The sequence below is a fragment of the Methylobacterium sp. Leaf87 genome, assembly GCF_001422775.1.
In the GTDB taxonomy this organism is placed as follows: Bacteria; Pseudomonadota; Alphaproteobacteria; order Rhizobiales; family Beijerinckiaceae; genus Methylobacterium.
Genome location: NZ_LMMI01000034.1, coordinates 147,396 through 170,115, shown reverse-complemented (window position 1 = coordinate 170,115; position 22,720 = coordinate 147,396). Strand labels below are relative to the sequence as shown.

General features: G+C 69.2%; 18 protein-coding genes. 13 read left to right on the top strand and 5 right to left on the bottom strand.

The annotated features are described in order from the left end of the window. Positions 1 to 66 precede the first annotated feature (66 nt). A complete protein-coding gene (locus ASF22_RS15600) occupies positions 67 to 2,598 on the bottom strand; it encodes a PBP1A family penicillin-binding protein (protein WP_056265988.1) in 2,532 nt (843 codons plus the stop codon). 96 nt (positions 2,599 to 2,694) lie between these two features. Beyond that, the gene (locus ASF22_RS15595) at positions 2,695 to 3,774 is read right to left on the bottom strand and encodes a transglycosylase SLT domain-containing protein (protein ID WP_348271153.1); all 1,080 of its coding nucleotides are present in this window, start codon (positions 3,772 to 3,774) and stop codon (positions 2,695 to 2,697) included. A 402-nt stretch (positions 3,775 to 4,176) separates the two neighbouring features. Here ASF22_RS15595 and ASF22_RS15590 point away from each other — a divergent pair, with 402 nt between their 5' ends. From ASF22_RS15590 to ASF22_RS15530, 13 genes are all read left to right on the top strand, one after another. Then, positions 4,177 to 5,367 carry an inositol-3-phosphate synthase gene (locus ASF22_RS15590; RefSeq protein WP_056171764.1) on the top strand — a complete coding sequence of 397 codons (1,191 nt, stop codon included), beginning with the start codon at positions 4,177 to 4,179 and terminating at the stop codon, positions 5,365 to 5,367. Continuing rightward, entirely contained in the window at positions 5,367 to 6,287 is a 921-nt protein-coding gene (locus tag ASF22_RS15585; protein WP_056171762.1) for a hypothetical protein, read from the top strand. Before ASF22_RS15590 ends, ASF22_RS15585 begins: the two co-directional genes overlap by 1 nt. A gap of 31 nt (positions 6,288 to 6,318) precedes the next feature. Next, complete coding sequence (locus ASF22_RS15580) at positions 6,319 to 7,503, top strand: methyltransferase domain-containing protein (RefSeq protein WP_056265982.1); 1,185 nt, start codon at positions 6,319 to 6,321, stop codon at positions 7,501 to 7,503. Next, positions 7,503 to 8,504 (top strand): Gfo/Idh/MocA family oxidoreductase, encoded by a 1,002-nt coding sequence (locus tag ASF22_RS15575; protein WP_056265980.1) that lies wholly within the window; start codon positions 7,503 to 7,505, stop codon positions 8,502 to 8,504. The genes ASF22_RS15580 and ASF22_RS15575 overlap by 1 nt, the downstream gene beginning before the upstream one ends. A 14-nt stretch (positions 8,505 to 8,518) precedes the next feature. Then, the gene (locus tag ASF22_RS15570) at positions 8,519 to 10,105 is read left to right on the top strand and encodes a YcaO-like family protein (protein WP_056265978.1); all 1,587 of its coding nucleotides are present in this window, start codon (positions 8,519 to 8,521) and stop codon (positions 10,103 to 10,105) included. Further along, on the top strand, positions 10,106 to 10,951 hold the full coding sequence (locus tag ASF22_RS15565; RefSeq protein ID WP_056265975.1) for a sugar phosphate isomerase/epimerase family protein: 846 nt from the start codon (positions 10,106 to 10,108) through the stop codon (positions 10,949 to 10,951). It begins immediately after the preceding gene. Further along, positions 10,948 to 12,171 carry a glycosyltransferase family 4 protein gene (locus ASF22_RS15560; RefSeq protein WP_056265973.1) on the top strand — a complete coding sequence of 408 codons (1,224 nt, stop codon included), beginning with the start codon at positions 10,948 to 10,950 and terminating at the stop codon, positions 12,169 to 12,171. The genes ASF22_RS15565 and ASF22_RS15560 overlap by 4 nt, the downstream gene beginning before the upstream one ends. Further along, positions 12,171 to 12,926 carry a PIG-L family deacetylase gene (locus ASF22_RS15555; protein ID WP_056265970.1) on the top strand — a complete coding sequence of 252 codons (756 nt, stop codon included), beginning with the start codon at positions 12,171 to 12,173 and terminating at the stop codon, positions 12,924 to 12,926. The genes ASF22_RS15560 and ASF22_RS15555 overlap by 1 nt, the downstream gene beginning before the upstream one ends. Further along, entirely contained in the window at positions 12,923 to 13,528 is a 606-nt protein-coding gene (locus ASF22_RS15550) for a uracil-DNA glycosylase (protein WP_056265964.1), read from the top strand. The genes ASF22_RS15555 and ASF22_RS15550 overlap by 4 nt, the downstream gene beginning before the upstream one ends. A 169-nt stretch (positions 13,529 to 13,697) precedes the next feature. Further along, complete coding sequence (locus tag ASF22_RS15545; RefSeq protein ID WP_056171746.1) at positions 13,698 to 14,792, top strand: lysylphosphatidylglycerol synthase domain-containing protein; 1,095 nt, start codon at positions 13,698 to 13,700, stop codon at positions 14,790 to 14,792. Positions 14,793 to 14,826: 34 nt separating this feature from the next. Next, positions 14,827 to 16,107 (top strand): ATP-binding protein, encoded by a 1,281-nt coding sequence (locus ASF22_RS15540; protein WP_056265962.1) that lies wholly within the window; start codon positions 14,827 to 14,829, stop codon positions 16,105 to 16,107. A 105-nt stretch (positions 16,108 to 16,212) separates the two neighbouring features. Next, positions 16,213 to 18,693: a heavy metal translocating P-type ATPase gene (locus ASF22_RS15535; protein ID WP_156647773.1), complete on the top strand. Its 2,481-nt coding sequence runs from the start codon at positions 16,213 to 16,215 to the stop codon at positions 18,691 to 18,693. Positions 18,694 to 18,835: 142 nt separating this feature from the next. Continuing rightward, positions 18,836 to 20,020: a M20 aminoacylase family protein gene (locus ASF22_RS15530; RefSeq protein WP_056265956.1), complete on the top strand. Its 1,185-nt coding sequence runs from the start codon at positions 18,836 to 18,838 to the stop codon at positions 20,018 to 20,020. A gap of 23 nt (positions 20,021 to 20,043) precedes the next feature. Here ASF22_RS15530 and truB read toward each other — a convergent pair whose 3' ends face one another. The 3 genes from truB to ASF22_RS15515 form a co-directional block, all read right to left on the bottom strand. Continuing rightward, on the bottom strand, positions 20,044 to 21,087 hold the full coding sequence (gene truB / locus ASF22_RS15525; protein WP_056171739.1) for a tRNA pseudouridine(55) synthase TruB: 1,044 nt from the start codon (positions 21,085 to 21,087) through the stop codon (positions 20,044 to 20,046). Between the two features lie 140 nt (positions 21,088 to 21,227). Then, positions 21,228 to 21,656 carry a 30S ribosome-binding factor RbfA gene (gene rbfA, locus ASF22_RS15520; protein ID WP_056171737.1) on the bottom strand — a complete coding sequence of 143 codons (429 nt, stop codon included), beginning with the start codon at positions 21,654 to 21,656 and terminating at the stop codon, positions 21,228 to 21,230. Positions 21,657 to 21,831: 175 nt separating this feature from the next. Next, entirely contained in the window at positions 21,832 to 22,707 is an 876-nt protein-coding gene (locus ASF22_RS15515; protein ID WP_056171735.1) for a hypothetical protein, read from the bottom strand. Between the last annotated feature and the right edge of the window lie 13 nt (positions 22,708 to 22,720).

Sequence of the window (22,720 nt, the reverse complement as noted above, 5' to 3'; positions counted from 1 at the left end):
GCTTCGCTCGCCAAGACTTTTTTCAGGGCGGGAGGCCAAGTGCCCCCCCCCCCCCCCCCCCCCGCGTCAGCGCTCCCGCCGCCACAATCCCGCACGCTCGGAGCGGGCTTGTTCCTCGGCCGCGAGGAGATCGGACGGGGCATCCGCCGAAGCCCGGGCGCCGCCGGCCGCGAGAATGAGGGATGCCAGGTCGTCGCCGTCGATCTGACAGCGCAGGGGTCCGGCATCGGCCCCCGCGGCGGCCGTACAGATCACTTCGCGTCGACGCAGATAGCGTGCGAGCTGGCGGGCGAGTGCTCCACCCTCGCCGTCGACGCCCAGAAGCCTAACCGTGCGGCCGCGGAAGGCCAGGGTTCCGGTATCCACCACCTCCGGGACGCCGCGGATCGCCGCTCCCGACACGGCGGGTGCCACATCCCGGGCGGGCGCCGGTTCGGCCCGGGCGGCGGAGGGGCGTTTGCGCCCGCGCGCCATCTGGGCGGCGGCACGCTGGACGAAATCCCGGAACAGGGCGGCTGGAATGTCGCCGCCGCCGACGCGGTTCATCGACGTATTGTCGTCGTTGCCGACCCAGACCCCCACGACGAGATCCGGGGTCATTCCGACGAACCAGGCGTCGCGATAATCCTGGGTCGTTCCGGTCTTGCCACCCACCGGCATGCCCTGCACCCGCGCGGCCTTACCGGTGCCGCCGTCGACCACGGCCTGAAGCGAATCGAGCATCATCGCCCGCGCCTGGGTCGGCAGGGCTGTGCCGGGCCGTGCTTCGGGGCGCAGGTAGAGCGGCTGCGGCGCGCCGCCCCGGATGGCATGGACGCTGTGGGCATCCACCGGCACGGCGCCGGCCAGCACGCCCGCGTAGGCGCGGGTCATCTCCAGCAGTGTCACCTCGGCCGAGCCGAGGGCGAGGCTCGGCACGTTGGGCAACTCGGAGACGACGCCGAGGCGGCGGGCCGTCGCGATGACGGCCGGGATGCCGATCTCGTCGGCGAGCTGCGCCGCCACGGTGTTGATCGACTGCGCGAAGGCCGAGCGCAGGGGCATCGCGCCCTTGAACCGGCCGGTGGAATTCTGCGGCTCCCAGTCGCCGATCTGCGTCGGCTGATCGACGAGAACGGTCTCCGGCGTGAACCCGGTCTCGTAGGCGGTGAGGTACACGAACAGCTTGAATAGGGAGCCGGCCTGACGCTTGGCCTGTGTGGCGCGGTTGAACTGGCTGTCCTCGTAGTCGCGCCCACCCACCATGGCGAGGATCGCGCCCTCCTTGTTCATCACCACCATGGCGGCCTGGCCCGCCTTCTTCTTCGCCCCTTCGGCATCCATCCGCCGGGCTACCACACCCTCGGCCAGACTCTGCAGATCGAGGTTCAGTGTGGTCCGGACGGTCACGTCCCCGGTGGTGTCGGCGAGTCGCTTGGCTTCGCCCGACACCAGATCGAGGAAATAGTTGGTGCCCGGCGGGGTCTCGGGTGGCGTCCGGAGCGTGATGGTCTCGGCGCGGGCCTTGTCCGCCTCGACGGCCGTGATCGCGCCGGTCTCCACCATGGTCTGGAGCACGACGTCGGCCCGCTCCTTGGCGCCGCCGAAATTGCGGGTGGGCGCCAGCTGCGAAGGGGCGCGCACGAGGCCGGCGAGCATCGCCGATTCCGGCAGGGTCAGCGCTTTGGCGCCCTTGCCGAAGTAGCGCCGGCTGGCGGCATCGAGGCCGTAGGCGCCGGCTCCGAAATAGGCGGTGTTGAGGTAGCCGAGGAGGATGTCGTCCTTCGACATCGTCGCCTCGACGCGCAGGGCCAGGAACGCTTCCTGGATCTTGCGCCGCAGGGTCTTCTCCTGGGTCAGGGAGGTGAGGCGGACATATTGCTGCGTGATGGTCGAACCGCCCTCGCGGACACCGCCGCCCGACGTGTTGCGCCACATCGCCCGCAGGAGCCCACGCGGATCGACGCCCCAATGCGAGCGGAAGCGCCGGTCCTCGATGGCGATGATCGCCTGGGCCATGTGCGGCGGCAGATCGGCGGCAACGAGCTTCTGACCCTGGAACGCACCGCGTGTGGCGAAGACCCGGCCGTCGTCGGCCTCGACCGTAAGCGCCCGTTGGCCGGCCTCCGGCACAACGCCGCCGAGCGGCGGCAGGGTGACGAAGCTGTAGAGGACGAGGCCGGCCAGAAGCACCGTCGGCAGGGCGACGAGGGCGAGGATCGCCAGGAGGACCGGTCGCCCGCGCAGGCGCCCGCCCCAACGCGGATTTGGGGCGGCAATGGGCGCGGGCGTGGGGGACACGGGGGACGCAGCGGCAGGCCCTTCCGCCGTCTCCGGCCCTTGCCGCCGGCCGGATCCGAGGCGACCGGCCAACCGGGTGAAGGCTTGCCCCGATGCGCGCGCGGCGCCGGTCGCGCCACGTCCGCCCGTGCGGGCCGCACTCCCCAGGAGGACTCCGAGTTGGCGCCCGAGGGTGCGGGCTGCGGCGGCGGCCTCGCGGGCTGCGGCACGGGCCGCCTCGCTCTCGGACGAGGCTCCCTTGCCTTGGGCATCCTTGCCTCGGGCATCCTGCGGCGAAGGCCCATCGGGACGCGGGTGTTCGGGGTCGACGGACTTCATGGGGGCACTCGACGGTCGTCGGCACCCACAGGGGCGGGGCCGTCGCGTGTGCGGGTTCTAAACCGTTTCCTTCGCGGCGGGCTATGTTCCGTCGCCCTACTCAGCCGGCGTCGCCTCGGTCACCCGGACGCGGTGGATGGGGGCCGCCTCCCCGGCATCGGCTTCGAGGGCGGGCAGTTCGACCTTGACCTCGGGCGCGACGAGGGCCGCGACGCCCTCGTACTGATCGAGGCGCCGGTCGATCATCCCGCCGATCTTCTCCCGCACTTCCGCGACCGTGAGGCTGCGTCGGCCCTTGCCGGCCTTCTCCGTGAACAGGCTGCGATTGGCCTTCGCCGCGGCCTTGAACACCTGCTTGGCCACCTGGCCCGGCTTGTCCGCGTTCAGGGCGAGGAAGCGTCCGGCGCTGGCCGTCCCGAGGAAATGCGCGAAGTAGAGCTCCGCCGTGGTGAGGTCCCGGCCGATGCGCTGCTCGATCCGGCCGCGGTCGCGCTTGACGAGTTCCCCAGCCATCAGGGCCGCGACATAGGGGTCTTGGCGCAGGCGCAGGACGCGGGTGCGGGTGGCCTCGTCGGAAATCGTGATGGCGCTGCCGCGCCCCGACACCGCAGCGGCCTCGGTCTCGAGACCGTGCCGGGCGCCGTAGGTGCGGATGAGTTCGAGCCAGGTGCTGCTGAGGAACTGGAACAGTCCTTCGGCCGAAGAGGTGGCCGCCTTCACCGTGGTGGAGAAGCTCGATTCCTTGTCGGCGAGCGCCATCATGTAGACGGGGTCGACGCCGGTCTCGCTGGCCGCGCGCAGGATCGTTTCGACGATCTCGCGGGGCACGGCCATGTCACCGAAGCGGAGGCGTTCCGTTCCGGCGCCGTCGCGGATCGGGACGAGCGTGGCGAGGTCGTCGGCGATGAGGGCCAGCGTCGCCGGTTCCTGCTCGACGACGGGAACTCCGGCCCAGTCCTGTGCGTTCGGCTGATGTTCGACCTGTGGTCGCACTGATGTGCGGATCGCGAAGTCCCGCTCGTCGATACGAGCATGAGCGGCCGCTGCGGGTGCCAGGGCGTTCTGCGGGAGGGCCGCACCGATCACCAGCCCGGCCACGAGGGTGGCGAGGGTCCGGCGTCCAGCTTTGGCGAGGGTCCGGCGCGCGCGGCGCTCGGTCCGGGGCAACCAAGCCACGGAAGGATCTGCGGAAAAGGTCTCGTTGGGCACGAGACGGCTCACGTCGTCGGCGCAGGGCGCCGGCTCCGGGAAAACCCCCATCTTTCGTCCTTGTTCGTGCCGCTGCCTTCATGGGCGCGGCTTCGATTTGTTCAGCGCGGCGATGTCTCGCCGCCGGCTGTGACCAGAATGGGACAGCGGCGTGATTCAACCGTGGCACGCTTAACGGACGGTTAAGGCTCTGTTTTCACGAAGTTTTAACGAAGCGTTCGGTCGCCGTTCAGGCAGACCGCGGCAAAAAAGCGTTTCCCGCTGGACTTGGAATGACGCACACGCGGTCCAGTTAGCTAGGGCCTAACGGGAGGCTCCGATCTGCGGAGCGGCAATCCCCGTGGACCCAATGAAGGAAGCCTTTTTCCAATGAGCATGCAGACCGGTCGCCGTGTCGGCGTTGCGTTCGTTGGCATGGGTGGCGCAGTTGCCACCACTGCCATCGCGGGCATCGAGATGATCAAATCCGGATCGAACCGCCTCGACGGATTGCCTCTGGCCGGTCTCTCCGTCGCCGGATTGGCCGACTACAAGGATCTGGTCTTCGCCGGCTGGGACCTCAACGACGACGATCTCGCCTCCGCGGCCACGGGTCACGGCGTGCTGAGCCAGCAGGACATCGAGAACGGCGCCCAGGTGCTCAAGGGCATCAAGCCTTGGCCGGCCGTGGGCAGCGCGAAGTTCTGCAAGAACATCGAGGGCGCCAACCGCATCGTGGCGGCCGACCATCGCGAGGCGGTGTCCGTCATCGCCAACGACCTTCGCCGCTTCAAGGCCGAGAGCAATCTCGACGATGTGGTGGTGATCAATCTCGCCTCCACGGAGCGCTGGCCCGATCTCACCGCCGCGACCCTGAACTCGCCGGAAGCCTTCGAGAAGGGCCTCGATTCCAGCGACGAATCCATCAGCCCGGCGATGCTCTACGCTTACGCGGCGATCAAGAGCGGCGTTCCTTATGCGAACTTCACCCCGAGCATCGCCGCGGACGTTCCGGCCCTGCTCGAGATGGCCAAGACCCTGAACGTTCCGGTCGCCGGCAAGGACGGCAAGACCGGCCAGACCATGATGAAGACGGTCCTGGCCCCGGCTCTCAAGGCCCGCGCCCTCCATGTCGATGGTTGGTTCTCGACGAACATCCTCGGCAACCGTGACGGCCTCGCCCTCAACGACAAGGATTCGCTCCAGTCGAAGCTCAACACCAAGGGCACGGTGCTGGATTCGATCCTCGGCTATCCCGTCGAGGACCATCTGGTCCACATCCACTATTACCGGCCGCGCGGCGACGACAAGGAAGCCTGGGACAACATCGACGTCACCGGCTTCCTCGGTCAGCGTATGCAGATCAAGGTCAACTTCCTCTGCAAGGACTCGATCCTGGCGGCCCCCCTCGTCATCGAGATCGCCCGCGTCCTCGATCTCGCCAAGTCGCGCGGCGACGGTGGCGTCCAGGAGCAGCTGTCGTCGTTCTTCAAGGCACCCATGGTCAAGAACGGCCGCGGTCCCGAGCACGATTTCGGCAAGCAGCAGACCATGCTCCTCGACTGGCTCGGCGTGAACTGATGACAATGTCCCTGGAGGGCGGCCCGGCCGCCCCCCTCGCCCTGCGCCCGCTACTGGTCGAACTCAACGACCTCAAGCGGGTTCATGCCGCCGGCCGCACCGGCTCCATTGCCGAGCGTCTGTTCGCGCAGGGATGGGGTGCCCTCACGGGCGGCGCTTCTGCGGAGGATGTCGCCCTCGACATCACCGCCAAGGCGTTGGCGGCTGCACGCCTCTGCGACCTCGACGCGGCTTTCCTGGCTGCCGTGGGCCTCGATCCTGCCGCCGCATCCGGAGTTCTGGTCGCCGGGTTCGATGCCGTCACCGACAGCGTCGACACGGCTTTGCGCGATCGCCTTCGGGCGCGCCTGCGTGAACCGGGCGGCGTCGTACCCGGCCCGCTTCCAGGGTTCGTTTCCGCCCTGGCCCACCAGCCGAGAGCCGGCGTGACCTGTCCGGGCAAGCCCCGCATCTTGTTGGAACCACCCGAGAATCACGCGGAACATTGCCTGATGGTCGCGGTCTACGGGGTCGTCCTGAGCCCGTTCTACCGGGCCGATCCGACCTTGGTGTTCCTGGCTGCCATGAGCCACCACTTCCACAACGCAGCGATGCCCGATGCCGGCTTTACCGGCGAGATGCTGCTCGGTGAGCATCTCCTGCCGATCATGGCCCGTACCACCCAGTGGGCGTTGGACGAACTCGATCCCGCCTTGCGCGAGACCGTGGCGCGTGCCCGTGCGGTGCTGCCCGACGACGCGACGGCCGAGGGGCGCGCCTTCCACGCCGCCGACTGCATCGACCGTGTCCTACAGATCGCCCAGCACCTGCGTGCCGCCGGCCTGACAATGGGTACGGTCCTCGATGAGATGGAACTCGTTCACGCGGGTCCGGTGAAGGAGTTTCATGATCGCGTCCTGACGGACATGCATATCCCGTGATCCGTTGGTTCGATCACGTGGACACCGCGTCATGATTCCGTTCGCGCTCCTGTCGCCCGAGACTGGGGAATCCCTCAAGGCGGACACCCCGCATTCCCTGCGCGAGAGCGGAACGGGCGCGCGCTGGCCTGTCATCGACGGCATTCCCTATCTGCGCACGAACCGGTCCGAGCTCGTCGCCAGGACTCTCAAGCTTCTGGACTCCGGCGAGACGGGGCTCGCCCTCGAAGGCCTGCTCGCGGATCAGGACGACTGGTGGACCGGGCCACCGGCCGATGCCCTCGATCTGCATGAACTCGTGCGCGACCGGGCGAAGCTCAGCCTGCGGGATGCCGTGCGCCTTCTTGGGTGGGGCCGGGTCGGCGATTACTTCGTCAACCGCTGGACCGACCCGACCTATCTTGGCGGCCTCGCCCTGCTGGAAGCGCATTGGAACGATCCCGTCTGCGTATTCGAGTTCGCATGCGGCATCGGCCATTATCTGCGGGATTTCGCCCTGCGCGGTCTCAAGGTCGCCGGGGCCGACGTGGTGTTCGCCAAGCTCTGGGTCGCCCGGCACTGGGTGGTCGGAGAGGGCGTGCAACTCGTCTGCTTCGATGCCGGCTCACCGCATTGGCCGATCCCCGGTGCGCCCGTCGATCTCGTGGTCTGCAACGATGCGTTCTATTTTCTCGACGGCAAGGCCGAGGTCCTCGACAACCTGCGCCAGAATGCCGGTGACGACGGCTGGCTGGTGTTGAGCCACATCCACAACAGCGGCTGCCCGGGCTTCTCGGCCGGGCGCGCCGTCTCGGCGGCGGAGATCGAGGAGTTGTTTCCCGATGGTCTCGTCTACGATGACGCGGAGCTGACCCGCGCCCTCGTTGAGGCCCGCGCACCCTCTCCGCGTGCGCCGAGCGATCTCACCGGAGTCGAAGCGTTTTCGGTCGTCGCCGGTCCCGGTATGCGTCCGGCTCCGCGTGCCATCGTCGACGGCATCACCCTGCCACGCGCCGGAACGCGGCTGCGCCTCAATCCGCTCTACGCTCCGGACCCGACTGGGGGCTACCGCATCGTCTGGCCGTCGGACCGCTACGAGGCGGAGTATGCCGGTCTCGCGACCTATCCTCCGCATTCGGGCGGTCCGGAAAGCCTCGCCTGGAGCGGCGGCCTTGAGAGCCCGGATCTCGACCGCATCCGTGCGCGCGAGTTCGTCGATCTGCCGGAGCGGTGGTGATGGATTCGATCGCCTGGGGAATCGTCGGCTTCGGTTGGGTCGCGCGGGACTATATGGCGCCGGGCATCCGGGCGGCCGGGCATCGGCTCGTGGCCGTGGTCGATCCAGGCTCGGAATCGCGGGCGGCCGCGGAAGCGTTGGGTGCCCGTGCCTACGCGAACCTCACGGATCTCGCCGCCGACCGCGAGGTCGAGGCGGTCTATGTCGCGACGCCGAATCACCTCCACCGCGAAGCCATCGAGGCGTTGGTCGGCTCCGGCAAGGCGATCCTATGCGAGAAGCCCATGGCGGCCAGCCTCGCAGACGCCGAAGCCATGGCGGCGGCGGTCGGCGCGGGGAGCACCTTCTACGGCACGGCCTTCGACCAGCGCCATCACCCCGCCCACCGGGCGATGCGAGACTGGATCGCGGACGGCCGTCTCGGCACCGTCACGGCGGTCAGAATCGTCTATGCCTGCTGGCTTCCGCGGAGCTGGGCCTCCGTCCCGGGGCAGGACAACTGGCGCATCGATCCGAAAAAGGCCGGTGGCGGCGCCCTGATGGATCTCGCCCCCCACGGCCTCGACCTCGTCGATTTCCTCGTCGGCGAATCCATCGTCGATCTCGCGGCCCTCACCCAGGCCCGCGCCCAGGATTACGCCGTGGATGATGGTGCCCTCCTCATCGGCCGCACGGGCTCGGGCGTGCTCGCCAATCTCCATGTCGCCTACAATTGCCCCGACGCCCTGCCACGCCGGCGCCTCGAAGTGACCGGAACGGCGGGGCAGCTCACGGCCATCGACACCATGGGGCAGGTGGCGGGCGGCAGTCTCACGTTCATCGACGGGTCAACCGGCGTGTCGGAAGACATCGCCTTCGACGGCGCGGCCTCGCCCTTCCTCGAACAGGTCCGCGCCTTCGGCTCCGCCCTGCGGCGTCCCGGCGAGCGAGCCGCCTACAGCGCCGCCCGCGACCTCCATACCATGCGCCTGCTGGCCCGCGCCTACGACGCCCTGGCCTGAGAACGGATCATCACGTGAGCGAACACGATCAGGACGCCAGAGCCCGCAATCCGCGCGTCAAGGCTCCGCGCGCCTACCCCTACGGCGCCGCGCGCCAGATCGAAGGCCTGCCCTCCGACTTGCCCGAGCCCGTCCGCGCCTACCTCGATATCCTGCCGCAGGGGCGCATCGTCGGCTTTCCCCTGGCGCCCCTGGATCGTACCGGCATCCCCGTCTGGTTCGTCTCGCTCTTCCTCGACGACCCGTTCTTCGTCGGTGCCATGCCGAGCGGCATCGGGTACGGCGCCACGGACGACGAGGCCCTCATCGGGGCCGTGGCCGAGATCGCCGAGAACCTGATGCCCTCGTTGGCGGTGATGCCGCGCAAGAAGGAGCGCGGCAGCTACGAGGACCTCGTAAAGGTGTTCGGCGCCGGCTCCGTCGCCGACCCGCTGACCCTGTGTCTGCCGGCCGGCAGCCCCGTCGGCCGAGGCTCGGTGCTCGAATGGACGCCCGCCATCCGTGCCCGCACGGGCGAGACCGTGTTGATGCCCCTCGACATCGCCGCGACGGATTATTTCGAACTGTCCGAGGGCTACAAGCCCTTCACCAACCTCATCACCAACGGCCTCGGCGCAGGGCCGGACACGGATTTCGCCCTCGGTCATGGTCTGCTCGAACTCCTGCAGCGCGACGGCAACGGCCTGCTGTTCCGCGCCCTCGACCAGGGGGTGATGCTCGACCTGTCGGAGGGGCTCGGTCCTGAGACGCGCGGCATGCTCGACCGCCTCGATGCGCTCGGCATCAAGGCCCTGCCGAAATTCGCCACCGACCAGTTCGGCCTGACCAACATCTACGTCGTGGGCCACGATCGGAACTTGGCCGACACGCCTGTGCCCATCGCCTTGTCGGCCTGCGGCGAGGCCTGCGATCCGGACCGCGAGCGGGCCCTGCGCAAGGCATTGCTCGAATTTCAGGCCGCCCGCGTGCGCAAGGCCTTCGGCCACGGGCCTCTGTCCTTCGCCGAGCGTGTCACCCCGCCGGGCTACGTTCAGGCCTTCATCGACAAAGCCCTGCCGAGCCTCGATCTCGAAGAGAGCCGGGCCCTCAAGGCCATGCTGGAATGGATCGTCCTGCCGCCCGAGGATCTGGCCGCGACCTTGCGCGACACGGTGTATTCCGAGCGCGGCACGAAGAAATTCACGGACTTGCCGACGACCGCCGCTCCCGATGGACACGCGCGCGGCCGTATCGCCCGCGAGCGCCTGGAAGGGGCCGGCTTCGACGTGCTCTACGTCGATTGCGCGCCGCCCGGCGGTTCCGTCGGCGTGGTCAAGGCGATCGTGCCGGGGCTCGAGGTCGAGACCATGAGCTATCACCGCATCGGCGAGCGCAACACGCAAAAGCTCATCGCGCGCGACCACCCGTTGATCCGGTTCGGAGAGGCCAGCGAGACCCTTCGCCCCGTGCGGTTGACACCCGAGGCCCTGGAGCGCTTCGGCGGTCAGCCCCTGTTCGATACGGCACTGGCCGACCAGATCGTCGGGTCGCATTATCCCCTCTATCGCGAGCCGGAATCGCACCACGCACCGTTCCGCCTCGCCCAGCAGGGGACAAGGTGAATGAGCCTGCGTTTTGCCTACAACACCAATGGCACCGCCAATCATCGCCTGACCGATGCCGTCGATCTCATCGCGGATGCCGGCTACCAGGGCGTGGCGCTGACCCTCGACATCCACCACCTCGACCCCTTCGCCGAGCATTGGGTGCAGGACGCGCAAAGCCTGTCGAGCCGCCTCCAGCGCCTCGGCCTCGGTGCGGTGATCGAGACCGGCGCCCGCTTCCTCCTCGATCCGAAAGCCAAGCACGAGCCGACCCTGGTCACCGGCGACGCCGTGGGTCGTGCCCGGCGCATCGGTTTCCTCAAGCGCGCCATCGACATCGGCGCCATCCTTCAGGCCGAGGCGGTCTCGTTCTGGGCTGGTGTACCGAAACCCGGAATCGACCGGGCCGAGGCGCGGCACTGGCTGATCGAAGGCTTGGCGGAGGTGACGGACTACGCCCGCGCCCACGGCGTGGTGGCATGCCTCGAGCCCGAGCCCGGCATGCTCATCGAGACCCTCGACGATTTCGCCGCCCTGGATATTCCGGGCCTGCACCTCGCCCTCGACACCGGCCACTGCCTCGTCACCGGCGAGCGTGATCCCGCCGCGGCGGTCGCCGAATTCCAGGACCGGATCGGCACGGTGGCCATCGAGGACATGAAGCGCGGCGAGCACATCCACCTGCCCTTCGGCGAGGGCGACATGGACGTACCCGCCGTCCTCGATGCCCTGGATGCCATCGACTTCCGACAACTCATCTGCGTCGAACTCTCCCGCGAGAGCCACCGGGCCGACGTCATGGTCCCGGCCTCACTCCAATTCCTTCGCAATTGCCGCAAGCCCAGGGCGGAGCCGGTCCAGTGAGAATCTGCTTCGTCAGCCGGCGCTACTTCCCGGCCATTTCCGGCATGAGCGTCTACGCCCAGAACCTTCTGCGCGAACTCGTGCAAGCTGGCCACGACGTGACGATGATCAGCCAGTATCGCGGTGACGATTTCGGCACCCGCGTCTACGGCGGCGGTCCGCCTCCGCCGGTTCCGGGCGTGAACGTCATCGGCCTCGAACAGGTCGGCGAGCAGACCGACGGCGATTTCGAGCGCGACATCGACACGATGGTGGCGACCATCCGGAGCGAGCACGAGAGGCAGCCCTTCGATATTCTGCACGCCCAGTATGGGTATCCCACCGGCTGGGCGACCCTGCTGGCCGCCAAGGCGATCGGTGTGCCGACGGTGGTTTCGATCCAGGGCGGGGACGGTCACTGGGTCGGCTCGTGCTGCGAGACCCACCGCGTCGCCATGTGCGACGTGCTGGCCCACGCCAACGCTCTGCTCATCGGCGGCCCGTCCTTCGTCGACGAAGTCTGCGACCGCCTCGGCTCGGACCCGGCCCGTTTCACCATCGTGCCGGGTGCCGTCGACACCGCGCGCTTCACGCCGGGACCCGGGGACCATGCCGGTCCCGTGCGCCTGTTCTATCATGGCCGCGTCGACCGCCGGAAAGGCGTCCTCGACTTCATCGACGCCCTCGGTCTCGTGCGCGCGCGTGGGGTGCCGTTCGAAGCGATCATCTCGGGCATTGGACCGGATGTGGAGTCCTCGAAGGCCCGCGCCGCGGAACTGAACTTTTCGGAGTCTGAAATCCGCTTCACCGGCTACGCCGATTACGACACGGTGCCGGACCTCTATCGGGCCGCCGACGTGTTTGTGTCGCCGACCTATGCGGAGGGCTTCTCCAACACCATCCTGGAGGCCATGGCGGCGGGTCTCGCCGTGGTCTCGACCCATTCGGTCGGCGTGTCCGATTGTCTGCGCGATGGCGAGAACGGGCTCATGGTCCAGCCCGGTGACGTGCCGGCCTTGGCGGAGGCCCTGACGCGGGTGATCGAGGACGACGCCCTGCGCGCGCGCCTCGCCCGGGACGGCCTGGAGGAATGCCGCCGCGTCTATTCCTGGGGTGCGGTCGGACGCCGGATCATGGACGTGTACGATGCCGTCGCGGGCATGAAGCCGGCCACGGACTTCGCCGGCGATCTGCCGCCCGACCCTACCTGTCGCTTTCGCGCCGAACCCCACCTGCTCTGATGCCGGCGGTTCTCGCCCTGTCGCCGCACCTCGACGATGCGGCCTTCTCGTGCGGCGGCACCCTCGCGGTGCTGGCGCGGGCCGGTTGGCACGTCACCATGGCGACGGTGTTCACCGGCTCGGTGGCCGACCCGAAGGGGTTCGCCCTGGCCTGCCAGACCGACAAGGGTCTCGGGCCGGAGATCGACTACATGGCGCTGCGCCGGGACGAGGACGCGGACGCCGCCCGAGCCCTCGGCATCGCTGCGCCACGGCATCTGCCGTTCCGCGAGGCGCCCCACCGGGGCTATGCCAGCGCGCCCGAGCTGTTCGCGGAGCTTCGGGGCGATGACGGCATCGTACCGGATCTCGTGCGCGCCTTCGGAGAACTCATGGCCGAGACGCAACCCGACCTGATCCTGGCGCCGCAAGCCGTCGGCGGTCACGTCGATCACGTTCAGGTCGTGGACGCCCTCACGACCATCGCCACCGGCGTCCCGATCCTGTGGTGGCGCGACTTTCCCTACACCGTGCGGGACGCCGAACCGCGCGAGCCCCTGCGCGATCGCTTCGCCGAACTGCCGGTGCAGGTCATCGCGTTCGGTGCGGCGGCACAAGCGGCCAAGTACGCGGCCTGCGCGGCCTATGCGAGCCAGCTCGGCTTTCAGTTCGGCGGACCTGACAACCTCGCCGAGCAACTGGCACGGGAGGGCGGCGTCGAACGCTTCCGGCTGAGCGGCGCCCTGCCGGACCCTGTTGTACGCCTCGTCGGGTGATCCCGAATCGCCCGAAAAGCCTGCGGGACCCCGCCGACCTCGCCGCGCGCCGTGACCTCCTGGCGACTCCGCATCTCGCACCCTTGCGCATGCTCGCCCACCGCATCGCGGCCGAGCGGGACGCCTCTGTGCCGGAGCCGGACCCCCTCGATGGCGGTGTCGATGCGCGGCTTCTGCTGTTGCTGGAAACGCCGGGCCCGCGCGGTACCGGCTTCGTTTCGCGCGACAACCCCACGGAGACGGCCGCCAACTTGTTTCGCTTCTTCCAAGAGGCTGGCATCGCACGGGGCGACACGGTGATCTGGAATGCGGTCCCGTGGGTGATCCACGCGCCGGGCGCACGCAACCGCGCGCCGCGCCGATCCGAAATCGCCGCAGCCGCGCCCTACCTGGAGCCGTTGCTCACCTGTCTGCCACGCCTGCGCGTCGTGGTTCTGGCCGGGCGCGTGGCAGGACTGAGCCGTCCCGCACTCGCGAGTCTGCGGCCCGACCTGCCGGTGATCGCGGTGCCGCATCCGAGCCCGACCTATGTCTGTACGGCGCCCAGCGTCGCCGAACGCATCCGACGGGGCTTCGGCGAAGCCGGCGCCATCCTGGCCTGACGGGATGCTCCGATCCAGTGCAACCCACGGGCAAGATCGGTCCATCGCTGGCAATTGCCGGCCGATGCCCCTAAATGCGGGCCACGGGCCGCGGTCCGGCACAAGCCCGGGCCATCCATGCCGCCGCCAAGGCCGAGCGGGGTGCCCGGCGGAGGCGGACGCCGATACGATGAACTTTGCGGGACAGCACAAGGAGCTCGGCCGGGCCGAGACGATCGGCGAGGACGCGTCCGGCGTCGAGCCCGACGATGCTCATTCCAGCGATTCCCGCCCCAGCGATATCCCCGCGGCTCCCGCCGCCAAGCGTTCCTTCAAGGGGCGCTACGCCTGGATCGGCACCATCGCCAGCATCGTGATCTTCGCCGTGTCGGTCTACGTCCTGTGGCGGCTCGTCGAGACGGTCACGTGGGCCGAACTCCACGCGGCCTTCACGGCGGCGACACCGGGACAGCTCGGACTCGCCTTCCTGTTCGTCGCCGTGAGCTATCTGTTCCTGACCTGCTACGACGCCCTGGCCCTGCGACAACTCCAGATCGTTGTCCCCTACCGCACGACGGCGCTCGCCTCGTTCACCAGCTATGCGGTGAGCTTCACCCTCGGTTTCCCGCTGCTGACGGCCGGCACCATCCGCTACTGGATCTATTCCGGCCGCGGCTTGAGCGCCGCCAAGATCGCCGCCCTCACGGTGATCGCCGGCTTCACCTTCTGGCTCGGCATGGGCGTGGTGCTGGGATTGAGCCTCATCGCGGAGGCCGGGCAACTCGCCGGGCTCACCTTCACAAGCATCCGCCTCAACCAGGGGGTCGGCCTCGCCGCACTCCTGTCCGTCGTCGCCTACCTCGCCTGGGTGTCGCTCAAGCGCCGCAGCGTTCGGGTGAAGGGCTGGCGCCTCGAGCTACCCGGAGCTTCGGTTTCGTTGAGCCAGATGGTAGTGGGCATCGGCGACGTCTGCGCGGCCGCCGCCACCTTGTACGTGCTGTTGCCGGCCGAAACCTCCATCGGCTTCACGACCTTCGTCGCCATCTACGTGCTCGCCGCCATGCTGGGCATCGCCTCGAATGCGCCCGGCGGCCTCGGTGTGTTCGAAGCGACGATCCTGCTCGCCCTATCGAGCCTGCCGCGCGATCAGGTGCTCGGCTCCCTGCTGCTGTTCCGGGTCTGCTACTACCTCGTGCCGTTCGTCATCGCCCTGTCGATGTTGGGGGGCTACGAAGTGCTGAAGCGCGTCCGTGCCGGGCGTCTCCGGCGCGCTGAAGGGACGTGATCGCCGCCGTCTGAAAAGCGGCAGGGAGGGCAGCATGGCACGGGGCGCGCGTCGATCCGCCTGGACCGCCGCCGCGTGCGCGAGCGTCGTTCTCGGCCTGGGCGCTTGGGCGCGCGGGACTCTGGATGCGCCGTGGGTCGCTGCCTCCGTCGCGGCCCTCGCCCTCGGAGGCTTCGTCGGTGGTCTGTTCCGCACCCGTATCCGGGCAGCCCCGGAGGCCTCTGCCCACGCACGGCATTCCGTCGCCGAGGCGCTCCTTGCCAACATTCCCGATCCGGTGATCCTGGTGGACCGGCGCGCCGTGGTCATCGAGGTCAATCCCGCCGCCCGCGCGCTCCTTCCGGCCCTGAAGCTTCGCCATCCGCTCTCGTTCGCCCTGCGCGCGCCCGACGTTCTCGATGGCATCGAGGAGGTGCTGCGCACCGGCGCCCCCCTGAAGACGCTCTACGCCACCCGGGTGCCCACGGAGCGTGCCTTCGAGGTGCAGATCGGCGCCCTGCCGATGCCCGACGGGCCAGCGGGCGGCCAGCCCAACGTCGTCCTGTTCCTGCGTGACCTCACCTCGGCCCGACGCTTGGAGGCGATGCGGGTGGATTTCGTCGCCAACGCGAGCCACGAACTGCGCACCCCGCTCGCCTCGCTCCTCGGCTTTATCGAGACTCTTCAGGGGCCGGCCCGGAACGACGCCCCGGCCCGCGAGCGCTTCCTTGCCATCATGAAGACCCAGGCGCATCGAATGACGCGCCTCATCGACGACCTGCTGTCCCTGTCCCGCATCGAACTGCGCGAGCATGTGCCACCGACGAAGCCCGTCGATCTCGCCCGGATCGCCCGCGAGATGGTCGAGACGCAAAGTCCCCTTGCGCGGGAGCGCGGCGTCGAAGTGACGTTCGAGGCGGACGGCGTCCACCCAATGCCGGGCGAACGCGACGAACTCCTTCGGGTGGTCGAGAACCTCGTCGAAAACGCCGTGAAATATGGCGGCCGCGGCGGCCGCGTCGCCGTCTCGGTCGCCCGCCTCGTGGAGTTGCCGCCACGCCGCGCCCGCATCGTGCTCGCCGTGCGTGACGAAGGCCCCGGCATCGCGCCCGAGCACATCCCGCGCCTGACGGAGCGATTCTACCGCGTCGACGTCGCCTCGAGTCGGGATCAAGGCGGCACGGGCCTCGGCCTCGCCATCGTCAAGCATATCGTCAACCGCCACCGTGGCCGCCTCGTCATCGAGAGCGCTCCGGGTGCCGGGACCACCGTGCGGGTGTCCTTTCCCGAATTCGTCATGGAGCCCGGCAACGCGGCCGAGACGGCCGGACGGTGAGCCCATGCGCTCGGACGAATCCCCCGAGCGCGACGCATTTGCGACATACCGGGCGTGCGCCCACGTTCGATTTTCCTCCCCGGGCCCAAGCCCCACATGAGGAGCATGACACGCCCTGCGCACGCCTCTCCTCCTTCGTTGCCCAACCGCTTCGACTTTCCGGTCACCGGCTTGTCCTGTGCCTCCTGCGTGGGGCGGGTAGAGCGTGCCCTGACGGCGCTGCCGGGAGCATCGGAGGTTGTGGTCAACCTCGCAACGGGGCGTGCCAGCCTGCGCCTCGACGGCACCGGTGCGGGGGCGGCCGTGGAAGCCATCGCCCGGGCGGGCTACGGCGTCCCGGAAGCGACGACGGCGTTCGATATCACCGGCCTGTCCTGCGCCTCCTGCCTGGCTCGAGCCGAGCGTGCCCTCGTGGGCGTCCCGGGGGTGATCGCAGCGTCCGTCAATTTGGCCACGGGGCGCGCCACCGTGCGTCATACGGAAGGGGTGGTCGCGTTCGATAAACTCGCCGCAGCCGTAAGGGGGGCGGGCTACGAGGCCGTTTCGGGCACCGTCGCCGCGCGGGAGACACCCGAAAGCCGCAGGCGGGCGGAAAGCGCCACCCTCCGGCGCGATCTTCTTGTCGCCGCTCTCCTGGCAACACCCGTCGTCGTCCTCGATATGGGCGGCCACCTCGTCCCCGGCCTTCACCATGCCACCGGGACGATGGTCACGGCCTGGATTCAAACCATCCTGGCGACCCTGGTCCTGGCCGGTCCGGGCCGCCGCTTCTTCGTTCAGGGCGTTCCGGGTCTCCTGCGCGGTCACCCCGACATGAACGCCCTCGTCGCCCTCGGGGCCGGCGCGGCCTACCTGTACTCCCTGGTCTCGGCCTTCGCCCCGCATTGGCTGCCGCCCGGCACCGCGCATCTCTATTTCGAGGCGGCGGTGCTCATCGTCACCCTCATCCTCCTCGGGCGCACCCTGGAGGCACGGGCCAAGGGCCGTACGGGTGCCGCCATCGCCCGCCTCGTGGGTCTGTCGCCCACCACTGCCCGTGTGATCCGCGACGGCAGGGAGCGGTCCGTGGCGCAGGCGGATCTGCGCCTCGGGGACGTGGTGCGGGTCCGCCCCGGCGAGCGCGTCTCGGCCGATGGCACCGTGGTCGCGGGAACGAGCTTCGTCGACGAAAGCATGGTGACGGGCGAGCCCGTGCCCGTCTCCAAGGGCGTCGGCGATGCCGTCATCGGCGGGACGCTCAACACCACGGGCGGGTTCGACCTCGCCGTCGGAGCCATCGGGACCGAAACGGCCTTGGCCCGGATCGTCGCCATGGTCGAGGCCGCGCAGGGCGGTAAGCTCCCGATCCAGGCCGTGGTCGATCGGGTCACCGCCTGGTTCGTACCCGCCGTCATGATCGTCTCGGCCCTGACCTTCGTCGCCTGGTTCGTCCTCGGCCCGAGCCCGGCCCTGGGCTTCGCCCTGGTCAACGCCATCGCGGTGCTCATCATCGCCTGTCCGTGCGCCATGGGCCTGGCGACGCCGACCTCGATCATGGTCGGCACGGGGCGAGCGGCCGAACGCGGCGTTCTGTTTCGCAGTGGCACCGCTCTCCAGGCTTTGCGCGATGCGCGGGTGGTTGCCCTCGACAAGACCGGGACCCTCACGGAGGGTCGTCCGAGCCTCACCGATCTCGTGCCGGCACCGGACTTCTCGGACGACGAGGTTCTGGCGCTGGCCGCGGCCCTCGAAGCGCGTTCGGAACATCCCGTCGCCCGTGCCATCGTGGAAGCGGCCGAAGCGCGGGGGCTTACCCTCGCGCCGGTGACCGAGTTCGAGGCTTCGCCGGGGTACGGCATCACCGGGCGCGTCGCCGGCCGATCGGTGGCGGTCGGGGCGGACCGCCACATGGCCCGGCTCGGTATCCCCACCGCCGCACTCGCCGCGCAGGCCGCCGCCCTGGAGATGCGAGGCCGCAGTCCTCTCTACGTCGCCGTGGATGGGCGCTCGGCCGCCCTCGTGGCCGTCGCCGATCCGATCAAGCCGGGTGCAGCCGAGGCCGTCGCAGCCCTGAAGAGGCGCGGCCTCGCCGTCGCCATGGTGACCGGCGACGCACGCGGTGCCGCCGAAGGCGTGGCCAGAACCCTCGGGATCGACACGGTTTTCGCCGCGCTTCTTCCCGACGGCAAGGTCGAGGCCGTGCACGCGTTGCGGGCACGCTTCGGCACCGTGGCCTTCGTCGGCGACGGGATCAACGATGCACCGGCCCTGGCGGAGGCGGAGATCGGTATCGCCATCGGCACGGGTACGGACATCGCCGTCGAGAGTGCCGACGTGGTGCTGATGTCGGGTGCCCTGGACGGCCTCGTCACCGCGATCGGTCTGTCGCGGGCGGTGATGCGCAACATCCGGCAGAATCTGTTCTGGGCGTTCGCCTACAACGTCGCCCTGATCCCCGTGGCGGCGGGCCTGCTCCACGCCTTCGGCGGCCCCCTGCTGTCGCCGGTGCTGGCTGCGGCCGCCATGGCCGTGTCGAGCGTCTTCGTGCTGGCCAACGCCCTTCGCCTGCGCCGGGCCGACGGGGCGCGCGAGGCCATCACCGGGTGATTCGCCGCCACATCCCGAAATCGGGTAGGTTCGATGCGGTCGTGGGCCCGATCACGCGTCTGGCCCCTTGTTTGCTGGGCCGTCTTGCGTTTGTCACCCGAAGTCCATCCTGAGAGGGGCCGCCCCTTCGAAAGTCAGTCCCATGCCCGTCCTCGACCGGATCGCAGCCCTGGCGCCGGAGATCACCGCCTGGCGCCACGATCTGCACGCCCATCCGGAACTGCAATACGACGTCCACCGGACCGCTGGCTTCGTCGCCGACAAGCTCAGGGCCTTCGGCTGCGACGAGGTGGTAACCGCCATCGGTCGTACCGGCGTCGTCGGGGTGATCCGGGGGCGGGCGCACGGCTCGAACCGGGTCATCGGCCTGCGCGCGGATATGGACGCACTGCCGATCCGGGAAGTGCGCGATCTGCCCTATCGCTCGACGAACCCCGGGAAGATGCATGCCTGCGGGCATGACGGTCATACGGCCATGCTGCTCGGCGCGGCGCGGTATCTCACCGAAACCCGCGACTTCGACGGAACGGCGGTCATGATCTTCCAGCCGGCGGAAGAGGGCGGCGGCGGCGGCGAGGCCATGGTCCGCGATGGGCTCATGGAGCGCTTCGGCATCGAGACCGTCTACGGCATGCACAACATTCCGGGTCTGGCGGTCGGTCACTTCGCCATTCGGCCCGGCCCGATCATGGCCTCCACCGACCGCTTCACCATCACCGTCGAGGGCAAGGGCGGCCACGCCGCACAGCCGCACGCGGCCATCGACAGTGTCTTGGTGGCGAGCCACGTCGTGGTTGCCCTCCAATCCATCGTGGCGCGTTCCGTCGACCCCCTCGACAGCGCCGTGGTCTCGGTCTGCGCTCTGGAAGCCGGAGAGGCCTTCAACGTCCTGCCGCAATGCGTGACCCTGCGGGGGACCATGCGGGCCCTGTCGAAACCCGTGCGGACTCTGGTCCAGGGCCGCATCGAAGCGGTGGTCACCAACGTCGCGGCGGCCTTCGGCGCACACGGAAGCATCGTGTTCGGCAGCGGCTACCCGGTGACCGAGAACCACCCGGCGGAGACGGATTTCATCGCCGACGTGGCGGCCGGTCTCGTGGGCGAATCACAGGTCGAGCGCGCTGTGGCGCCCATGATGGCGGCGGAGGATTTCTCCTACATGCTCGCCCACCGGCCCGGTGCCTACATCTTCCTCGGCAACGGAGCCAGCGCCGGACTGCACCACCCGGAATACGATTTCAACGATGCGGCCGCCCCGTACGGCGCCTCGCTCTGGGCGCGCGTCATCGAGACCGGGCTGCCCCTCCGGTCGGGCACGCCCGAATAGGGCGACCCGGCCTGAGGTCCGGTTCAGCCCCGCTGGGGCGCGGTACCGCCGAGATGGAACACCCGGTGCGGCACCAGTTCGCCGCGCTCGACATCGCCGACCGCCACCAGGATGCCGCCGCAGGTGGCGAAGGCTTTGCCCTCCACCGGGGCGTCGCGCCCACGCAGGATCACCGCCTGACCGCGCATGAGGCGTAGTGCCATGTCGCGGGAGACGGGCACCGACGGAACGGCGTCGAGGGCCGTTTCGACGGGATGAAGGTGCGGACCGTTCCCGTCGGGGCCGGCTTCCTCGAGGGTGGCGACGACGCAGGATTCGGCCTCGGCGAAGGGACCGACGCGGGTACGGCGCAGGGCCGAGACATGGCCGTAGCAGCCGAGCATCCGCCCGAGGTCGCGGGCGAGCGCCCGCACATAGGTGCCCTTGCCGCACTCCGCCTCGATCACCGTGCGCTGTCCGTCATGCTCCACCACGGCGAGGTGGTCGATCTGGACGGGGCGAGCCACAAGCACCACCTCCTCGCCGTCGCGGGCGAGGTCGTAGGCGCGTTCCCCGGCGATCTTGATGGCCGAGTAGCGCGGCGGCACCTGCTCGATGGCGCCGACGAAGCTCGGCAAAGCGGCTTCCACGGCCCCGCGCTCGGGCCGGCTCTCGCTGGTGGCGACGGGGCGCCCCTCGGCGTCGTCCGTGTCCGTCTCGATGCCCCAGGTGACCGTGAACACGTAGGCCTTGCGGCCGTCCATGACGAACGGAACGGTCTTGGTCGCCTCACCCAGCGCGATGGGAAGGATGCCGGATGCCAGGGGGTCGAGGGTGCCGGCATGGCCGGCCTTTTTGGCATTGAAGGCGCGCTTCACCACCGCGACCGCATGGGTCGAGGTCATGCCGACGCCCTTGTCGAGGATCACCCAGCCGTTGACGTCGCGGCGCTTGGGGCGGTCGGGCCGTGGCCCGCCGCGCGGCGGCCGGCGTCCTTCGGCGGGGCGAGCATCGGCGGCCGTGTCGTCCGCGCCGAGGGGCGGCGGAACACCCTCATCGGGGGATTCGATGGTCGTGTCGTTGGTCATGCTGTCCTCGGTCGAGGGACGGGGCGCACGCGGGGCCAGGGCCGTCCGGTCTTGGTGTCTGGAAAAAAGATCGGCGCGGGAATGCTACGGCGTCCCCTGGTCGGACGTTCGGGGTCCGCTTCGGGACACCGACGGAACTATCAGGCCGCCTCCGGGTCCGGTCCGTCCTCGTTGGACTTCTGCGCGTCGAGGTCGCGCCGGACCTTGTCCGTGCGCAGGAGGGCGTCGATCCGGTCGGCCTCGTCGAAGGTCGCATCGCGTAAGAAGCGCAGGTCGGGCGCGAACTTGAGGTTCACCCGGCGGGCCACCTCCTGGCGCAGGGCCTTCTTGTTGCGCTCCAGGGCGGCGATCACCGGTGCTTCGTTCTGGCCGCCGAGCGGCATGATGTAGGCCGTGGCGAGCTTCAGGTCCGTCGACATGCGGACCTCCGGCACGGTGATGACGTGCGCGCTCAGCACCGGATCCTGGATGTCGCCGCGCTGGAGCACCTCCGCGATGGCGTGGCGGACGAGCTCGGCCACGCGCTGCTGGCGCTGCCTCGGTCCGGTCGGGGTCTGTCTCTGAGCCATGAACGGTTCTGATCGTCTTGTCGGAACGGAGGGTTGGCGACCCGCCCCCCACCGCCCGGCGGACGGAGCTCGAGGGGAAGACCGCCATCGGTCCGTCACTGATACGGAGCATCGATCGCCGCCGCTTGGAAAACGGAAGCCGGCCAGACCGAAGCGGATGTCGAAGGGGCCTCTCTTAGCCCAAATACTCGTTCCGGATATAGGCCTGTTGTGCGCGTTTCGCCGTCGCCGGGGTACGGGCCGGGTGGTCGTGAATGTGCGCGGCGAACATCCGGTCGATCCATTGCGCGTTTTTGAAGATGCGCTTCGACCGCAGGAGGTTGAACGGCGCGATCTTCCGCATGGGGTGGGCCGCGTTGAATTCGGCCACCGCCAGCAGCTCGCCGTTCCACGGATTGCAGCCGTCCATGGCGACATCGTCGAGGTAGACCGGCACGATGGGCAGGTACCGGTCGGGGGCACCGTCGAGCACCGGCAGGGTTCGTACCGTCGAGGAGTAATAGTCCACGTCCACCGAAACGAAGCCGATGGGGGCGTCGGGGCCGACGCCGGCGAGGTAGCCCGGGATCGTCTCGGCCACGTCGCCGATGAGCAGGCGGCAACGCTCAGGCAGGGCGCGGCGCAGGGCCTCGAAATCCATCGGATAATCGCCCTCCTGGAAATATTCCGGCAGGTCGCGGTGATCCACGGCGGGGGGCATGCCGGTGCCGGTGTCGAAGCCGACGACGTCGATGCTCACCCCCGTCGCGGCTTCCGTGCGTGCCGCGAGCGCGCACATGTTGAGGAGGCCCGCTCCCGTGGCCACGCCGAACTCCAGGATCGCGATCCGCTTGAGGCCGAGCTTCTTCGCCGATTCCGCGGCGAACAGGATCGGGTAAGCGTATTGCTGGCGCACCACGAGGTCGAAGGCGACCTTGGCCGGGTAGCTGCCGAACAGGGCCACGCCCGCCGAAATGATGTTCAGATGCAGGGGCTCGGTGAGCCGCTCGACGAAGATCTTCCGGTACTTGTTGTCCGACAGGGCCCGTCGCAGGGCGTATGAGTTCAGCATCGTGCCCGCCTCG